Raw genomic sequence first — 12,921 nt, 5'->3', positions numbered from 1 at the left:
CCACGCTCACCGCGCCGGGGTCAAGCCCATCGATTCCCGGGTGGCGCCTTCCTACCCTCGGAGCCATGAAGCACATCAGCTACGCCGACAAATCCCTCCTCGCGGGCGACGACGTCGTCGATCTGCTGCTGCACTACGCGGCCCGTCTCGCCGCTGCCGGGTCCGCGGACGACGTGGACGTGCACGTCTTCAGCTCCGACGGCGACGAGACGATCGCCACCTTCGTGCTCGGCCCCGGCATGGGGATCATGGCCGAGGTCGCGCACTCGAGCATGGAGGCCCCGGACAACTCCGAGGCGATCGCCTACCTGCGCGAGAAGCTCGAGCTGCTCGACTCGCCGCCGCACGGCGGGCCGATGGATCCGGACGACACGGCGCTCGACTCCTTCTACTCGGAGCAGTTCGCGCCCGACCCGCGCGACACTCACCGGGACTGACCGGTCAGGGCAGGATCGCCTCGACCTGCCTCCGCACGTCGATCAGGATCTCGTCGATGCTCGCGCCCGCATTCGCGGTCAGGGACATCGAGAGCAGCAGGATCGCGCTGAGCACGTGGGCCAGGATCGCCGCGCGCTCCGCGTCGACCCGCCCCTCGCGCTGCAGGAGCGCGGCGACGGCCTCCTCGGTGCCCGCCACGATGCCGAGGGCCTCCGCGTGGCGGGGCTCCTCAGGGTCGCCGTAGACCATCTCGCGGAGGTAGGTGCGGCCGTTCTCGACCTGCGCCCGGTTGCACTCGACGATCGGCCTCGCGAGCGCCATCAGCGCGTCGACGGGATCCTCGATCTCCTCGGCCGCGGCGCGGCCCCGCTCCAGCGCCCCGACATAGTTCGCGTTCTGCACCAGGAGCAGCAGCTCGCCCTTGGTCTTCGCGTAGAGGAACAGGGTGCCGGTGCCGATGTCGGCGCGATCGGCGATCTGCTGGGTCGTGACCTCGTCGACGCCGTGCTCGGCGAACAGCTCGCTCGCGGCAGCGGTGATGCGCTCGAGCTTCTCGAGCTTGTTGCGCTCGCGGCGGCCGACGGGGGCGGGATGCACAAGGGCTCCTGGGGAGAACGGACGACGGGAAGAGATCATCCTCCCACGCCGCGCCGCCCGAGGGGCTCCGCAGCCGGATCCCGGCGGGCGGGGTCGCCGATCCCGTGCCGCGGCGGGGATAATCGAGTGCGATGCGTGAAGACGACGATGTCGACCTGGTGATCGACGCCTGGGCCGAGGCCCTGCCCGACCTCGACTTCGCGCCCCTCGACGTCGTCTCGCGGCTGCGGCGCCTCAGCCCGCGCGTGCAGGAGTTCCGCCGGCAGGCCTTCGCCGTCAGCGATCTGGCCCCGTGGGAGTTCGAGCTGCTCTCGATGCTCCGCCAGAACGGCGCGTCCGGGCTCACCCCCTCGGCACTCGCCGCCCGCCTCGGCATCTCGAGCGGCAACCTCGCCAACCGGCTCGACCGACTCGCCGCCCGCGGGCTCGTGCTGCGCGAGCAGAACGCCGCCGACTCCCGGAGCAAGATCGTCTCGCTGACCCCGCGGGGCACGAAGCGGGTCGACGAGGCGATGCGCCACCTCGTGCACGCCGAGGGCGAGGTGCTCGCCGACCTCGACGCGAAGCAGATGGCGGTCCTCATCCAGTGCCTGCGCACGATCAGCGAGACGCTCGACCGGCTGGAGTGACGCCGCCCCGGTTCCCGTCGGCCCCCGGCGAGTTGTGATACTCGACGGATGCGGATTCTGGTTGTCGACGACGAGGTGCGGTTCGCCGACGGCGTCCGCCGCGGGCTCGAGGCCGAGGGTTTCTCCGTCGATGTGGCGCACACCGGCGTCGACGGTCTCTGGCGCGCACGCGAGACCGGGTACGACGCGATCGTCCTCGATCTCATGATGCCGGGGATGAGCGGATCCGCCCTCTGCCGGACCCTCCGCGACGAGGGCGACTGGACTCCTGTCCTCCTGCTGACGGCGAAGGACGGCGACGGGGATCAGATCGCCGGTCTCGACGCGGGCGCGGACGACTACGTCGTGAAGCCGTTGGACCACTCCGTCCTCGTCGCCCGGTTGCGGGCGCTCGTGCGGCGCGGCCGTCCGGAGCGACCGGTGGCGCACCGGTTCGGGGACCTCGTGATCGATCCCGCGTCTCGGGAGGTGCGCCGCGCCGACGTCGCGATCCGCCTGACCGCCCGGGAGTTCGCCGTCCTCGACTTCCTGGCGCGCCGCAGCGACCGGGTCGTCTCGAAGCAGGCGATCCTCGTAGGCGTGTGGGACGACGCGTTCGACGGCGACATCAGCATCGTGGAGGTCTACGTCGCGCGGCTGCGGGCCAAGATCGACCGGCCGTTCGGCACGGAGTCGATCACGACGCTCCGAGGAGCCGGTTACCGGCTGCGGGAGGCGCAGGCGTCCGATGGCTGAGCGTCCTGCCGCCTGGAGCATCCGCGTCCGGCTCACCGTGCTCGTCTCCGCGGCGATCCTCGTGGTCCTCGTCGCCGGTGCGGTGGCGTTCACGGCGCTCCTGGAGCGCTCGCTCGTCGACGCCGAGGCCTTCACCGCCGGTCAGCAGGCCCGGCAGATCGCGGGTGACACCGAGAACGCCGGCCGGCTGCCGGCCTTCACCGCCGACGAGGTGGTCATCCAGTTGCAGCGGCAGGGCGCGGTCGTCGCCGTCGCCGACCCCGAGTCCGTGTCCCCGGTGCCGCTCCCGGTCCGCGAGGAGCCGACCGTCGTCACGATCACCGGCACTCGGTTCGTGGTCTCATCGGCTGATCTGCAGCTCGGCGGGGATCCGCGCGAGACCGTCGTCGTCGCACGGACCCTCGCGGGCGCGGAGGACGCCGTCGACTCCGCCGCCGGGCTGCTGGCCGTCGCGGTGCCCGCCGTCACGCTCGTCGTAGGGGCGGCGGTGCGCTTCGTCGTGGGCCGCTCGCTCCGGCCGGTCGAGCGGATCCGATCCGACGTCGAGGCGATCGAGGCGGCCGACCTCGAGCGTCGAGTGCAGGAGCCGCGAGGGCGGGACGAGATCGCCCGCCTCGCGCACACCATGAACGGCCTCCTCGCGCGGCTCGAGCGCTCGCAGGCGGCTCAGCGCGCGTTCGTCTCGAACGCATCGCACGAGCTCCGCTCCCCCGTCGCCGCGATCCGCCAGCACGCGCAGGTCGCGCTGCGGCACCCCGAGTCGATGCGCCTGGCCGAGCTGGCGCGCGTCGTCGACGACGAAGCCGAACGGATGCAGTCCCTCGTGTCGGGGCTGCTCCTGCTGGCCCGTATCGACGAGCGCGCCCCGAGAACGCTCGACGACGTCGACCTCGACGACATCGTCCTGCTCGAGGCGCAGCGCCTCCGCGCGCTGGGGGCCACGGTCGGCAGCGCGGGGATCGGCCCTGCCCAGGTGCGGGGAGACGAGATCCTCCTCCGCAGCGCCGTGCGGAACGCCGCCGACAACGCCCTCCGCCACGCTCGCTCCGTCGTGGTCTTCAGCGTGCTGCGCGAGGGGGACGAGGCGGTCGTCCTGGTCGACGACGACGGACCCGGAGTGCCGGAGGCCGACCGGGAGCGGGTGTTCCGCCGCTTCGAGCGCCGCGACGACGCCCGAGCGCGCGACACCGGAGGATCGGGGCTGGGTCTCGCGATCATCGCCGAGGCGGCGCGGGTGTCCGGGGGGACGGCACGGCTCCTCGAGTCGCCGCAGGGTGGCGCGCGCCTCGAGATCCGGATCCCCGCGCAGGGCGTGTAAGGCTGGCGAAAGGGTCCGCCGGTCACCCTGGTCGGGTGGAGATCCCCGCCTACCTCAGAGTCCTCTGGCACTACCGCCTCGCGGTCGTCGCCGCCGCCCTGCTCGCCGCCCTCGTCGCGACGGCCGTGCACTTCACCATCCGCGACGGCGCCCTCGAGATCCGCGCCGAGCGCGAGTACAGCGCCGCGACGACCGTGCTGCTCGGAGGCGGCCCGCGCAGCCCGTTCCTGTCGGAGTCCCCGCGCTGGAGCGCGTGCCCGGCATGAGCGCGGCGCAGGAGGAGGACCTCAGCAGCACCGCGGTGGTCTACGCGTATCTCGTCAGCGGTGAGACGGTCCGGTCCGAGGTCGTCGCGCGGCAGGGTCCCCTCGGTGAGCGGGAGGGCGTCGGCGGAGTCCGCCGCACCACCCAGCCGTCCGGCTCCGAGCGCAACCCCGGACGTGCGTCACTGCCGATCCTCTCGATCATCGGCACCTCGCCCGATCCGGCCCGCGCCGTCGAGCTCTCCCGAGCGGCGACGTCCGTGTTCCTCGAGCAGGCCCTCGCCCGGCAGAACGCCGACGGGATACCCCAGGAGCGGCGCGTGACCTTCACCGTGACCGACGAGGGCGCTCCCGAGCCGGGCCCGCTCGGCACCGTCGCCCTCCCCATCGCGGCCACAGGAGTCGCGGTCTTCCTGCTCGGGCTCCTGGCGATCCTCGCGGTGCACGGGCTCCGGCTGCGCCGAGCGGCCGCGTCTCCCGCTCCCCTCGGGAGCAGCGGGGACGAGGACGACGCAGCGATCGAGCCCCGGCGCGAGCGGACCTCGGCGCGGTGACGACGTCGCTACTCCCGCCCGAACGAGAGGTCAAGCCCGTGGGATGCGGGTCCCGTCCGACGTAGCGTGACGTGAGCGCGATGAGGTGAGAACCGACGCGCTACGACACGCGAAAGCGGAGAGCACCATGACACAGACACCCATCATCCAACCCGCGCGATGGAGCCGGAACGGAATCCGGATCGTCGTCGTCCCCGGGGCGGAGCTGCCCCAGTTCCGACTCGAGACCGACCGCCGACTCCTCGGCGACCCCTTCATCCCGACCGGCCCCTTCTCGACCGTCGAGGAGGCGGAGCGCGCCGCCGAGATCGTCGCGTCGGCCCTGAACGCCAAGATCCCGGCCTGAGCGGAGACCCGGGGCAGAGTTCCGCCGGGAGCGTCGAGACGTCGCTCCCCGTCGCGGGCATCGGAGAGGACCCCGTGCGCACCCTGCTCCTGACCGGCGAGGGCCGCTACAGCGATCCCTGGCATCCGTTCGCCGGGACGAGCGCCGCCGTGGCCGGCCTGCTGTCGGATCGCGGGCACCGCGTCGAGGTGCGGGGCGATGTCGACGACGCGCTGTCGCGACTCGACGACCTCCCCGACCTCGTCGTCGTGAACGTCGGCCTCCCGCGGGACGGAGCCGCGTCGCCGGCCCCGACGGCGCGAGCCGGTCTCGCGCGGCTCCTCCGCTCACCCGTGCCCCTGCTCGGGCTCCACGTCTCGTCCACGAGCTTCGTGGACGCCGACGAGTGGCCGCGGCTCCTCGGAGGCCGCTGGGTGCACGACGTGTCGATGCACCCCGACTTCGGTCCGGCGCGCATCCGCATCACCGGCGCGGGGCACCCGGTCACCGCGGGGGCCGCCGACTTCGAGCTCGAGGACGAGCGCTACTCCTGGCTCGAGGTCTCGCCGTCGGCCGAGGTCCTGGCGGTCCACGAGCACGAGGGGATCGACCACCCCCTGATCTGGGCGCTCGAGCGTCCGAGCGGGGGCCGCACCGTCTACGACGCGCTCGGCCACACGGCCGCCTCGTACGACTCCCCCGCGCACCGGGCCCTGCTCACGGGCGCGCTCGACTGGCTGGGCGTCTAGACCAGCTCGGCGTCTAGACCAGCTCGGCGAGCGGCCCGGTCGGCAGCGCGATCCAGCCCTCCGCACGGGCGGCCTCGCGGTGCTCCTCCGGGATCGGCAGCGTCGCGCCGAGCGCGTGGGCACGGGCGTTCAGCGCCGCGATCACCGCGTCGAGCGCGTCGTTCGAGCGCGCCATCAGCGCGAACGCCTCCGCGGGTCCCTCGAGCCACGGAGCGGCGCGGCGCAGGGCGTCGACCGCACGCGGCACCGCCTCGGGCCGGGTCTTGTAGCCCGCGGTGTCGATCTGCCAGTGCCGGAGCGCCGCTGACGGATACACCTCCACCAGACGACCGGCCCCGGACCGGTCCACGACCTCGCCCTCCTCCTCGAACGCCTCGAGCAGCTCGGCGCAGCGCATCGCGGTCATGCCGAGCCGATCGGTCGAGACGCTGAGCGGCCAGCGGCCGGTCGCCTCGCGGGCCGCGCGGTCCGTCTCCCGGTACGCCAGGCGCCGGCGCCAGTCGCGCCCTGCGAGGCTGCGCGGAGCGACCTCCCGACGCGTGTGGGCGTGCACGAAGGCGGCGAACTCCAGCGGCCAGCCGAACGCGCAGTCGATGCCGACCGTCGTCGCGCCGCGCGACAGGGTCACGATGGCGGCGTCGGAGGAGTCGAGGGCGACCTCGCGGATCCTCACCCGCCCCGCGCTCCACTCCACGGCGGCCCGGGCCGTTCGGGCCGGCTCCGCAGCGAGGTCGACACCGATCGTGAGCACCTGGTCAGGCTAGCGCCGCGGACTCGCCGGTACTCTCGGCAGAGCAGTGACGCCGTCACCCGAAGGAGCGCTATGAGAACCGCAGTCGCCCTCGTCCGGATCGTCGTCGCCCTGACCGTGCTCGCGGCCGTCGTGGCCACGGCCCTGGACACCGCCTCGCGCACCCCGCTCATCCCGTGGAACTTCTTCGGCTTCTTCACCATCCAGGGCAACATCCTGCTCGCGGCGATCCTGCTCGTCACCGGGGGCCTCTCGCTCGCCCGGCGTCCGCAGAGCGGCGGGCTCGTGCTCGCGCGCGGTGCCGCGACCGGGTACATCGCGATCGTCGGAGTCGTCTACAACCTGCTGCTCGCGGGTCTCGCGGGCGGAGTCACGCTGCCGTGGGCGAACACGGTAATGCACGTGCTGTTCCCCCTCTACGGCGTGCTCGACTGGCTGCTCGTGGGCGATCGCCCTCCCCTCCCGTGGCGGCGCCTCTGGGTCGTCGTGCTGTACCCCGTCGTCTGGCTGGTCGTCGTCCTGGTGCGCGGTGCGACCGACGGCTGGGTGCCCTACCCGTTCCTGGACCCGGCGAACGGGTACGGCTCGGTGGCCGTCTACGTCGCGGCGATCGCCGTCGCGTTCGTGCTGGCGGGCGCGCTCGCTTGGGCGATCAGCCGACTGCGGATCCTCCGCCCGGCCCCCTGACGAACGGCAACCGCATTCCGGCCGTTCTGGGGCCAGAGCCGCAGGAGCGCCCGACGCCCCCGGGACCTAGCGTCGACCTCGGCGGCCCCCGTCGCCGATGACCGAGAGCGATCCCCCATGCCGAGTCACGTCCTCCCCCGCCCGCGCCGATCCGCCGGGAGGAGCCGCCTCGCCGCTCTGGCCGCCGGCGCCGTCCTCGCCCTGACCACCGCCCTGGTGCCCGCCGGTGCCGCGTCCGCCGCCACGCCCACGCTGTCCGTGCTCGCCCTCGGCGACTCCGTCACCCAGGGCTACGGCACCTGCGGCTCGTTCGCCGACTGCCCGCGCAACAACTGGTCGACCGGCACGAACACCACCGTCAACTCCTTCACCCAGCGCCTGCGCGCGGCGAACCCCGGCACCACGGTCACCGCCGTGAACTACTCGGTCTCGGGCGACCTCATCGCCGCCGTCCCCTCGCGCGTCGACACCGCCGTCGCCGCGGGAGTCAAACCCGACGTGGTGACCCTGCTGATCGGCGGCAACGACCTGTGCTCGGCGAAGAACCCGGTCGCCGCCGACGGCTACACGATGACGCCCGCCTCGACCTTCAGCGCATCGGCGACGACCGCGATCACCAAGATCCGCAGCACCTGGCCCGCGGCCAAGATCGTGCTGGCCTCCATGCCCAACGTCGCGGGCGAGTGGGCCGTCGTCCGGAGCGGCTTCGGAGCCGTCATCTGGTCCTCGGGCAACATCTGCCGCACCACCCGGGGCGTCTCCGCCACCGGCGCGAAGCTGAGCACCACGGCCGCCAGCGCCTCCGCCGCCGCGGCCAAGACGCGGACCGCCCAGTACAACACCGCTCTGCAGAACGCCTGCGCCGCCGCCGGCACGCTCTGCGACTACGACGGCGGAGCGCTGACCGCCACTCCGGTCACCAGCAGCCTCATCGGCAAGGTCGACTACTTCCACCCCAGCATCGCCGGCCAGGCCAAGATCGCCTCTGTGCAGTGGAGCGCGTCGAACTTCGCGACCACGGGCTGAGCCGGAGTCGCCGGCGCGGGTCCGTCCGCGCCGACGGCGGCATCAGGCGTCCTGCGGTCGCTCGCCCTCGAGCCGGCGACGCCGCTCTTCTGCGAGGCGGGCGTAGTGCGCCTCCTCGCGTTCGAGGTCGGCGAGCTGCTCCTCCGTGGACTTCTGCGCGGGCCGCACGACGATCGTCTGCGGCGCCGCCGGGCGCCGGCGCTGCCGGGGCGTGCGCCCGCCGGGGATGAAGGAGCCGCCCTCGCCCCGCTTCCACTCGTGCCCGAGCAGGAACCAGATCGTCACTCCGATGAGCGGGATGAACACGATCAGCAGGATCCAGACGATCTTGGGCAGGTTGCGGACGACGTTGTCCGGCTGGCGCACGACGTCCACGAGCGCCAGGACCATCAGCACGACGGTCAGCAGCGAGAAGAGAGTCCCCATGCACCGAGGGTACGTGCCCCCGGTCGCAGGGACCATCCGCGGAGGGCCCCCTCAGTCGACCGTGGCACGATCGGAGGATGAGCGAGCCGACCCCCGACCGCCCGCGCACCCGTACGCGCGTCACGCCCCGACGACTCGCAGCCCTCACCTCGGGCGTCGTGGCGCTCGCAGGGATCGCGCTCCTGGCGCTCGTTCCGCTGCAGTACGCCGCGCTCGCCCGTCGAGGGTTCGACGCCGCGTGCCTGGCGAGCGTCGCGCGAGTGCCCGCCGAGGAGGGCGAGCTGCTGCGCGGCGGGTGGTCGTGGTGGCCGCTCGGCGCGTCCTGCGACTGGACGCTCCTCGACGGCACGGTGGTGCGGATCCTGCCGGACTGGTCGACGACCGCGGTCGCGATCACCGGGGGCGCGCTGCTGCTCGTCGGGATCGTCGGCGCGGCGCTCGCACTGCTCGTGCGGCGCCGCGCCCGTCCGGGGCCCGGGGGACGATCCGACGCCTAGCGGGTCCGACGGCCGGGCGGACCAGCGGACCAGCAGCCCAGCGGACTGGCGGTCCAGCGGCCTGGCGGTCCAGCGGTCCAGCGGTCTAGCGGTCGAAGAACGACCCGAGGTCGCCGAGGTCCGGCATCTGGAAGTCCGACACCTGCTCGCCGAGCCCCGACACGTGCTCGCCCGCACCCGAGACGAAGTCGCCCGCCGAGCCGGTGATGTCGCCGAACTCCCCGAGGTCGCCGAAGCCGCTCAGGCCCTCGAGATCGACTCCCTGCAGGAGGGAGCCGCCGACGCTGCTGAGCACCGCGCCGCCGGCGACTGCTGCGAGCAGACCGCCCGCGGCACCGAGGCCGACCCCCGCGACGGCGCCGACTCCGGCGCCTGCGAGGGCTCCCCGGGTGCCGGGCTTCGAGAACATCTTCTTGAGGAAGCCGGGGTTCTGCGCCTCGCCGCGCGTGGCCGCACGGGCGAGGTCGTCGGGCGCCGAGGAGCGCGGCTGCTCGTTCGCGGGCAGCTCGTCGCGCAGGCGCGCCTCGACCTGCGAGCGCTGCGCCGGCGTCAGCTTCGCGAACGCGTCGCGGTGCACCTGCTCGAGCTGCTCGGGGTCGGCGGTGCGGAGGAGGTAGTCGTAGCGCGCGATCGCCGCGCGATCCTCCGCGGACACGACCGGCTGCCCGGGGCGGGCGTCCTGCGGTCGAGAGGAATCGCGGGGCGCGGGGGCGCCGTACTGGGGAGCGGGGCGCGAGTCGCCCGTCACCTTGTCGGCGGCGGTGCGGACCAGATCGCGCCAGTCCGTCCCTCCGCTCGAGGAGGCGGGGCGCGCGGCGGAGCTCGTCGAGCTCTTCGAGTCGAGCGCCTTCGACGCCATGCTGAGGATGCGCTTGAGAGTGCTCACAGAAGACCTTCCGTCGGGTATCAGCGTCGATCATCCCGGTCCCGCCTGAGCGAAGGCCGTCCGAACACCCTCCGAGCGCCCTGAATCACCGCACCGGCTCCGCGGGCGCGGGCGGGACTCAGGCGCGGAGGCCGCGCCGCAGGGCGCTCGCCGTCCCGCGGTCGTCCGGTCGGATCCCCCGGCCGTCCGGTCGGGCGGCGGCGTCACCGCACCGCCAGACTCGAGCACATGCCCTCGACAGCGTCCCTCCCCGTCGTCCGCCCCGAGACGACAGCGAGGCGGTTCCCCTACGTGCCCCTCGTCGTCCTGATGCTCCTGAGCTTCCTGCTGGTGACCGCCGAGTTCCTGCCCAACGGCGTCCTCACCGAGATGGCGGCCGGACTCGACGTCACGCCCGGCCAGGCCGGCCAGACCGTCACGGTGACCGCGTTCGTCGGCCTCCTCGTGGCTCCGACGATCGGCCTGATGGTCCCCCGGCTCGACCGCCGCAGCCTGCTCGTCTGGACGGCCGTCGCCGCCGGCGTCTCCGGGATCCTCGCCGGTCTCGCGCCCACCCTCCCGCTCGTGCTGCTCTCGCGACTCCTGCTGGGAGCCGCCATCAGCGCCTTCTGGTCCATGTCGATCACCGTCGCGGCCCGGGTCGCCGGCCAGGACCGCGTGGGGCGCGCGACCATGTTCACCAGCGCCGGGCTCTCCCTCGCGACCGTGGCAGGCGTCCCTCTCGGCGTGATCCTCAGCGAGCTCGTCGACTGGCGCGCGGCGTTCGTCCTGATCGGCGTCCTCACCGCGCTCCTCGCCGTCCCGCTGCGCCTCGTCCTCCCGAGCGTCCCCGCCGCTCCGGCCGCCGGGCTCGGGATCCTGCTCGACACGGTGCGCCGCCGCGGCGTGCGCCAGGGCTTCGCCGGGCACGTCCTGATCGTCCTCGGCCACTTCCTCGCCTACACGTACATCCGGCTCGCCCTGGAGCGCACGGACGGCGTCGACGCCGCGACAGTGGTCGGTCTGCTGGCGCTCTTCGGCGCCGGCGGCCTGATCGGCAACATCGTCATCGGATCGGTGATCGACCGCTCCTTCGCCTTCTTCGGCGTCGTCGCGCCGGTGGCCATCGCGATCGCCGTGGGAGCCGTCCTCCTGCTCCCCGGTCTGATCGCCGCCGTCGCCGTCGCCGTGTTCGTCTGGGGCTTCTTCTTCGCCTCGTGGCTCATCATCGTCAACGCCTGGGTCGGCCACCGCATGACCGACCGCCTCGAGGCGGGCGGCAGCCTCGTGGTCGTCGGCTTCCAGGCCGCGATCGTGGTGGCCGCCGGCGTCGGCGGCGTGCTCGTCGACCAGGTCGGCGTCGAGGCCGACTATGCGATCGGCGCGGTCCTGCTCCTCCTCGGCGCGGCACTCTTCGGCTCGTCGAACCGGCGGTCCGCCGTCTGAGCGCTCACGCCGCGCGTCGTGCCGTCCGCCACTGCGACGGCACGACGCCGACGTGCCGCCGGAACGCGCGGCGGAAGCCGTCGTCGGAGGAGTAGCCGAGCGCCCGCGACGCCTCCGACACGCTGCGCCCCGCCTCGAGCAGGTCCTTCGCCCGCCGCATCCGCACCTCGGTGACGTAGCCCGCGGGGGTGCGTCCGAAGGCCGCGCGGAACCGCTCCGTGAGCACCGTCCGCGACATCGCCCCGATGCTCGCGAGGCGGTCCACCGTCCACTCGAGGCCCGGCTCGCTGTCCACCGCCGCGACCACCCGGTCGAGGTAGGCGTCGCCGGTCGTCGGCAGCGCAGCGGCGGTGTCGCCGACGGCCCACGCCCGCACCACCGACAGCAGCACGGTGCGCACCATCAGCAGGCAGATGACGGGGTCACCCGACCGCACCGTCCCGTCGACGGCCGTGCCGAGCTGCGCCGCCAGCGCCGCCGCGGCCGGCTCGAGCCGCGCGAACCCGCCGGCGATCACCAGCTCCGGCAGCGGCAGGAGGCATGCCGAGGCCTCGAGCTGCACCTCGACGACGGTCAGCCGCGCCCCCGACCGGGAGGCGATCTCCACGGGCTGCCCGCCGAACGTCAGTAGAGCGTCACCCGCCCGCAGCGCCCGCGGCGGGCGGACGGCCGTCGCCTCGCCGGCGGGGAGGTCGAGCTCGCAGGCGGTCGCGCACGGAGCGAGCGCGGTGATCGCGCCCTCGACGACGTACAGGAGCACGACGGCGCCCGGTGCGAGTCCGAGGCGCTCCCCGGGCGGCACCGTCACGCGCCGGGTCGCCCCGAGCGTCACCTCGAGCGAAGCCAGCACGTCCTCGAGCACCACGGGTTCGATCGTCACCCTCGGGGCAACGCCCGCTCCTCGTGCACCATTCCGGTGGCGCGAACGCCGTCGGCTCCGGACGGGGTGACCTGCCTCCCGTATGACCCGGTGTGACGCCGTCCCTCGATCAGTCCGGCTCGTCTGCCTACGGTGTCCGCATGACCCTCACCGACACCGCCATCACCCTGGACTCCTCCCCCGCGCTCCGCTCCGAGCGCCTCGACGCCGCGTCCACCGCGTGGGGCGAGCGGATCGACGCCGACCGCTCGTCCGCCCACCTCACCTACCGGGTCGGAGGGGGCGGCGAGGGCGCCGTGGCCAGCCGCATCACCGCCGGCCGGCACTCGTTCCTCGTCGACGAGCCCGCGGCTCTGGCGGGCGACGACGTCGCCGCGAGCCCTGTGGAGGTCGCCCTCGGCGCGCTGATCTCCTGCCAGGTCGTGGTCTTCCGCCTCTACTCCCACGCTCTGGGGATCCCCTTCGACTCCATCGACGTGCAGGCCGAGGGCGACCTCGACGCGGCCCGGCTCTTCGGCAAGGACGAGGCGGTGCGTGCCGGGTTCACCGCTGTCCGCCTCTCCGTCACCCTCACCGGCCCCGAGAAGGAGGAGCGATACGAGGAGCTGCGCAGCGCGGTCGACGCGCACTGCCCGGTCCTCGATCTGTTCGCTCACGAGACGCCGATCAGCACCTCGGTCCAGAAGGGCGCGTGATCGCGCGCACCCCCTCGCTGCCGCCAAGGGTGCACGCCTC

The 12,921-nt window shown here is 73.5% G+C and carries 18 protein-coding genes; 13 read left to right on the top strand and 5 right to left on the bottom strand.

The genetic code is table 11. The features are described 5' to 3' along the window. The first annotated feature begins 65 nt into the window (after positions 1-65). Positions 66-437: a hypothetical protein gene (locus AC0CID_RS00150; protein ID WP_465225356.1), complete on the top strand. Its 372-nt coding sequence runs from the start codon at positions 66-68 to the stop codon at positions 435-437. A gap of 4 nt (positions 438-441) precedes the next feature. Here the strand turns inward: AC0CID_RS00150 and AC0CID_RS00145 are convergent, their stop codons facing one another. Next, on the bottom strand, positions 442-1,035 hold the full coding sequence (locus tag AC0CID_RS00145) for a TetR/AcrR family transcriptional regulator (protein WP_465225355.1): 594 nt from the start codon (positions 1,033-1,035) through the stop codon (positions 442-444). Between the two features lie 131 nt (positions 1,036-1,166). Between AC0CID_RS00145 and AC0CID_RS00140 the strand changes: the two genes are divergently transcribed. The 7 genes from AC0CID_RS00140 to AC0CID_RS00110 all read left to right on the top strand — a co-directional run bounded on the left by AC0CID_RS00140 (position 1,167) and on the right by AC0CID_RS00110 (position 5,608). After that, positions 1,167-1,664 (top strand): MarR family winged helix-turn-helix transcriptional regulator, encoded by a 498-nt coding sequence (locus AC0CID_RS00140; RefSeq protein WP_207405980.1) that lies wholly within the window; start codon positions 1,167-1,169, stop codon positions 1,662-1,664. Between the two features lie 48 nt (positions 1,665-1,712). Next, positions 1,713-2,399 carry a response regulator transcription factor gene (locus AC0CID_RS00135; RefSeq protein ID WP_465225354.1) on the top strand — a complete coding sequence of 229 codons (687 nt, stop codon included), beginning with the start codon at positions 1,713-1,715 and terminating at the stop codon, positions 2,397-2,399. After that, complete coding sequence (locus tag AC0CID_RS00130; protein ID WP_465225353.1) at positions 2,392-3,717, top strand: sensor histidine kinase; 1,326 nt, start codon at positions 2,392-2,394, stop codon at positions 3,715-3,717. The genes AC0CID_RS00135 and AC0CID_RS00130 overlap by 8 nt, the downstream gene beginning before the upstream one ends. A 35-nt stretch (positions 3,718-3,752) precedes the next feature. Next, positions 3,753-3,983 carry a hypothetical protein gene (locus AC0CID_RS00125; RefSeq protein ID WP_465225352.1) on the top strand — a complete coding sequence of 77 codons (231 nt, stop codon included), beginning with the start codon at positions 3,753-3,755 and terminating at the stop codon, positions 3,981-3,983. Then, a complete protein-coding gene (locus AC0CID_RS00120) occupies positions 3,980-4,534 on the top strand; it encodes a hypothetical protein (protein ID WP_465225351.1) in 555 nt (184 codons plus the stop codon). Before AC0CID_RS00125 ends, AC0CID_RS00120 begins: the two co-directional genes overlap by 4 nt. Before the next feature lie 127 nt (positions 4,535-4,661). After that, positions 4,662-4,880, top strand: coding sequence for a hypothetical protein (locus AC0CID_RS00115; protein WP_465225350.1), 219 nt, complete (start codon positions 4,662-4,664; stop codon positions 4,878-4,880). 74 nt (positions 4,881-4,954) lie between these two features. Beyond that, positions 4,955-5,608: a ThuA domain-containing protein gene (locus AC0CID_RS00110; protein WP_207405971.1), complete on the top strand. Its 654-nt coding sequence runs from the start codon at positions 4,955-4,957 to the stop codon at positions 5,606-5,608. 13 nt (positions 5,609-5,621) lie between these two features. Here AC0CID_RS00110 and AC0CID_RS00105 read toward each other — a convergent pair whose 3' ends face one another. After that, entirely contained in the window at positions 5,622-6,359 is a 738-nt protein-coding gene (locus AC0CID_RS00105) for a DUF429 domain-containing protein (RefSeq protein ID WP_465225349.1), read from the bottom strand. Between the two features lie 72 nt (positions 6,360-6,431). Here AC0CID_RS00105 and AC0CID_RS00100 point away from each other — a divergent pair, with 72 nt between their 5' ends. Next, positions 6,432-7,046, top strand: a complete 615-nt coding sequence (locus tag AC0CID_RS00100; protein ID WP_465225348.1) for a Pr6Pr family membrane protein — start codon at positions 6,432-6,434, stop codon at positions 7,044-7,046. A 117-nt stretch (positions 7,047-7,163) separates the two neighbouring features. Further along, positions 7,164-8,072, top strand: a complete 909-nt coding sequence (locus AC0CID_RS00095) for an SGNH/GDSL hydrolase family protein (protein ID WP_465225347.1) — start codon at positions 7,164-7,166, stop codon at positions 8,070-8,072. A 42-nt stretch (positions 8,073-8,114) separates the two neighbouring features. Here AC0CID_RS00095 and AC0CID_RS00090 read toward each other — a convergent pair whose 3' ends face one another. Then, positions 8,115-8,498: a PLD nuclease N-terminal domain-containing protein gene (locus AC0CID_RS00090; RefSeq protein ID WP_465225346.1), complete on the bottom strand. Its 384-nt coding sequence runs from the start codon at positions 8,496-8,498 to the stop codon at positions 8,115-8,117. A 77-nt stretch (positions 8,499-8,575) separates the two neighbouring features. Here AC0CID_RS00090 and AC0CID_RS00085 point away from each other — a divergent pair, with 77 nt between their 5' ends. Next, positions 8,576-8,995, top strand: a complete 420-nt coding sequence (locus tag AC0CID_RS00085) for a hypothetical protein (protein WP_465225345.1) — start codon at positions 8,576-8,578, stop codon at positions 8,993-8,995. Between the two features lie 85 nt (positions 8,996-9,080). On the opposite strand, the gene AC0CID_RS00080 is transcribed toward AC0CID_RS00085, so the two are convergent. Next, positions 9,081-9,881, bottom strand: a complete 801-nt coding sequence (locus AC0CID_RS00080) for a hypothetical protein (RefSeq protein WP_465225344.1) — start codon at positions 9,879-9,881, stop codon at positions 9,081-9,083. A gap of 228 nt (positions 9,882-10,109) precedes the next feature. Here AC0CID_RS00080 and AC0CID_RS00075 point away from each other — a divergent pair, with 228 nt between their 5' ends. Continuing rightward, positions 10,110-11,306: an MFS transporter gene (locus AC0CID_RS00075; protein WP_465225343.1), complete on the top strand. Its 1,197-nt coding sequence runs from the start codon at positions 10,110-10,112 to the stop codon at positions 11,304-11,306. A gap of 4 nt (positions 11,307-11,310) precedes the next feature. Here AC0CID_RS00075 and AC0CID_RS00070 read toward each other — a convergent pair whose 3' ends face one another. After that, the gene (locus tag AC0CID_RS00070) at positions 11,311-12,186 is read right to left on the bottom strand and encodes a helix-turn-helix transcriptional regulator (RefSeq protein ID WP_465225342.1); all 876 of its coding nucleotides are present in this window, start codon (positions 12,184-12,186) and stop codon (positions 11,311-11,313) included. 140 nt (positions 12,187-12,326) lie between these two features. Between AC0CID_RS00070 and AC0CID_RS00065 the strand changes: the two genes are divergently transcribed. Next, entirely contained in the window at positions 12,327-12,881 is a 555-nt protein-coding gene (locus AC0CID_RS00065) for an OsmC family protein (RefSeq protein WP_465225341.1), read from the top strand. The last annotated feature ends 40 nt before the right edge of the window (positions 12,882-12,921 follow it).

The sequence above is a fragment of the Rathayibacter sp. AC451 genome, assembly GCF_979253095.1.
This window is presented reverse-complemented; position numbering and strand designations above follow the sequence as displayed.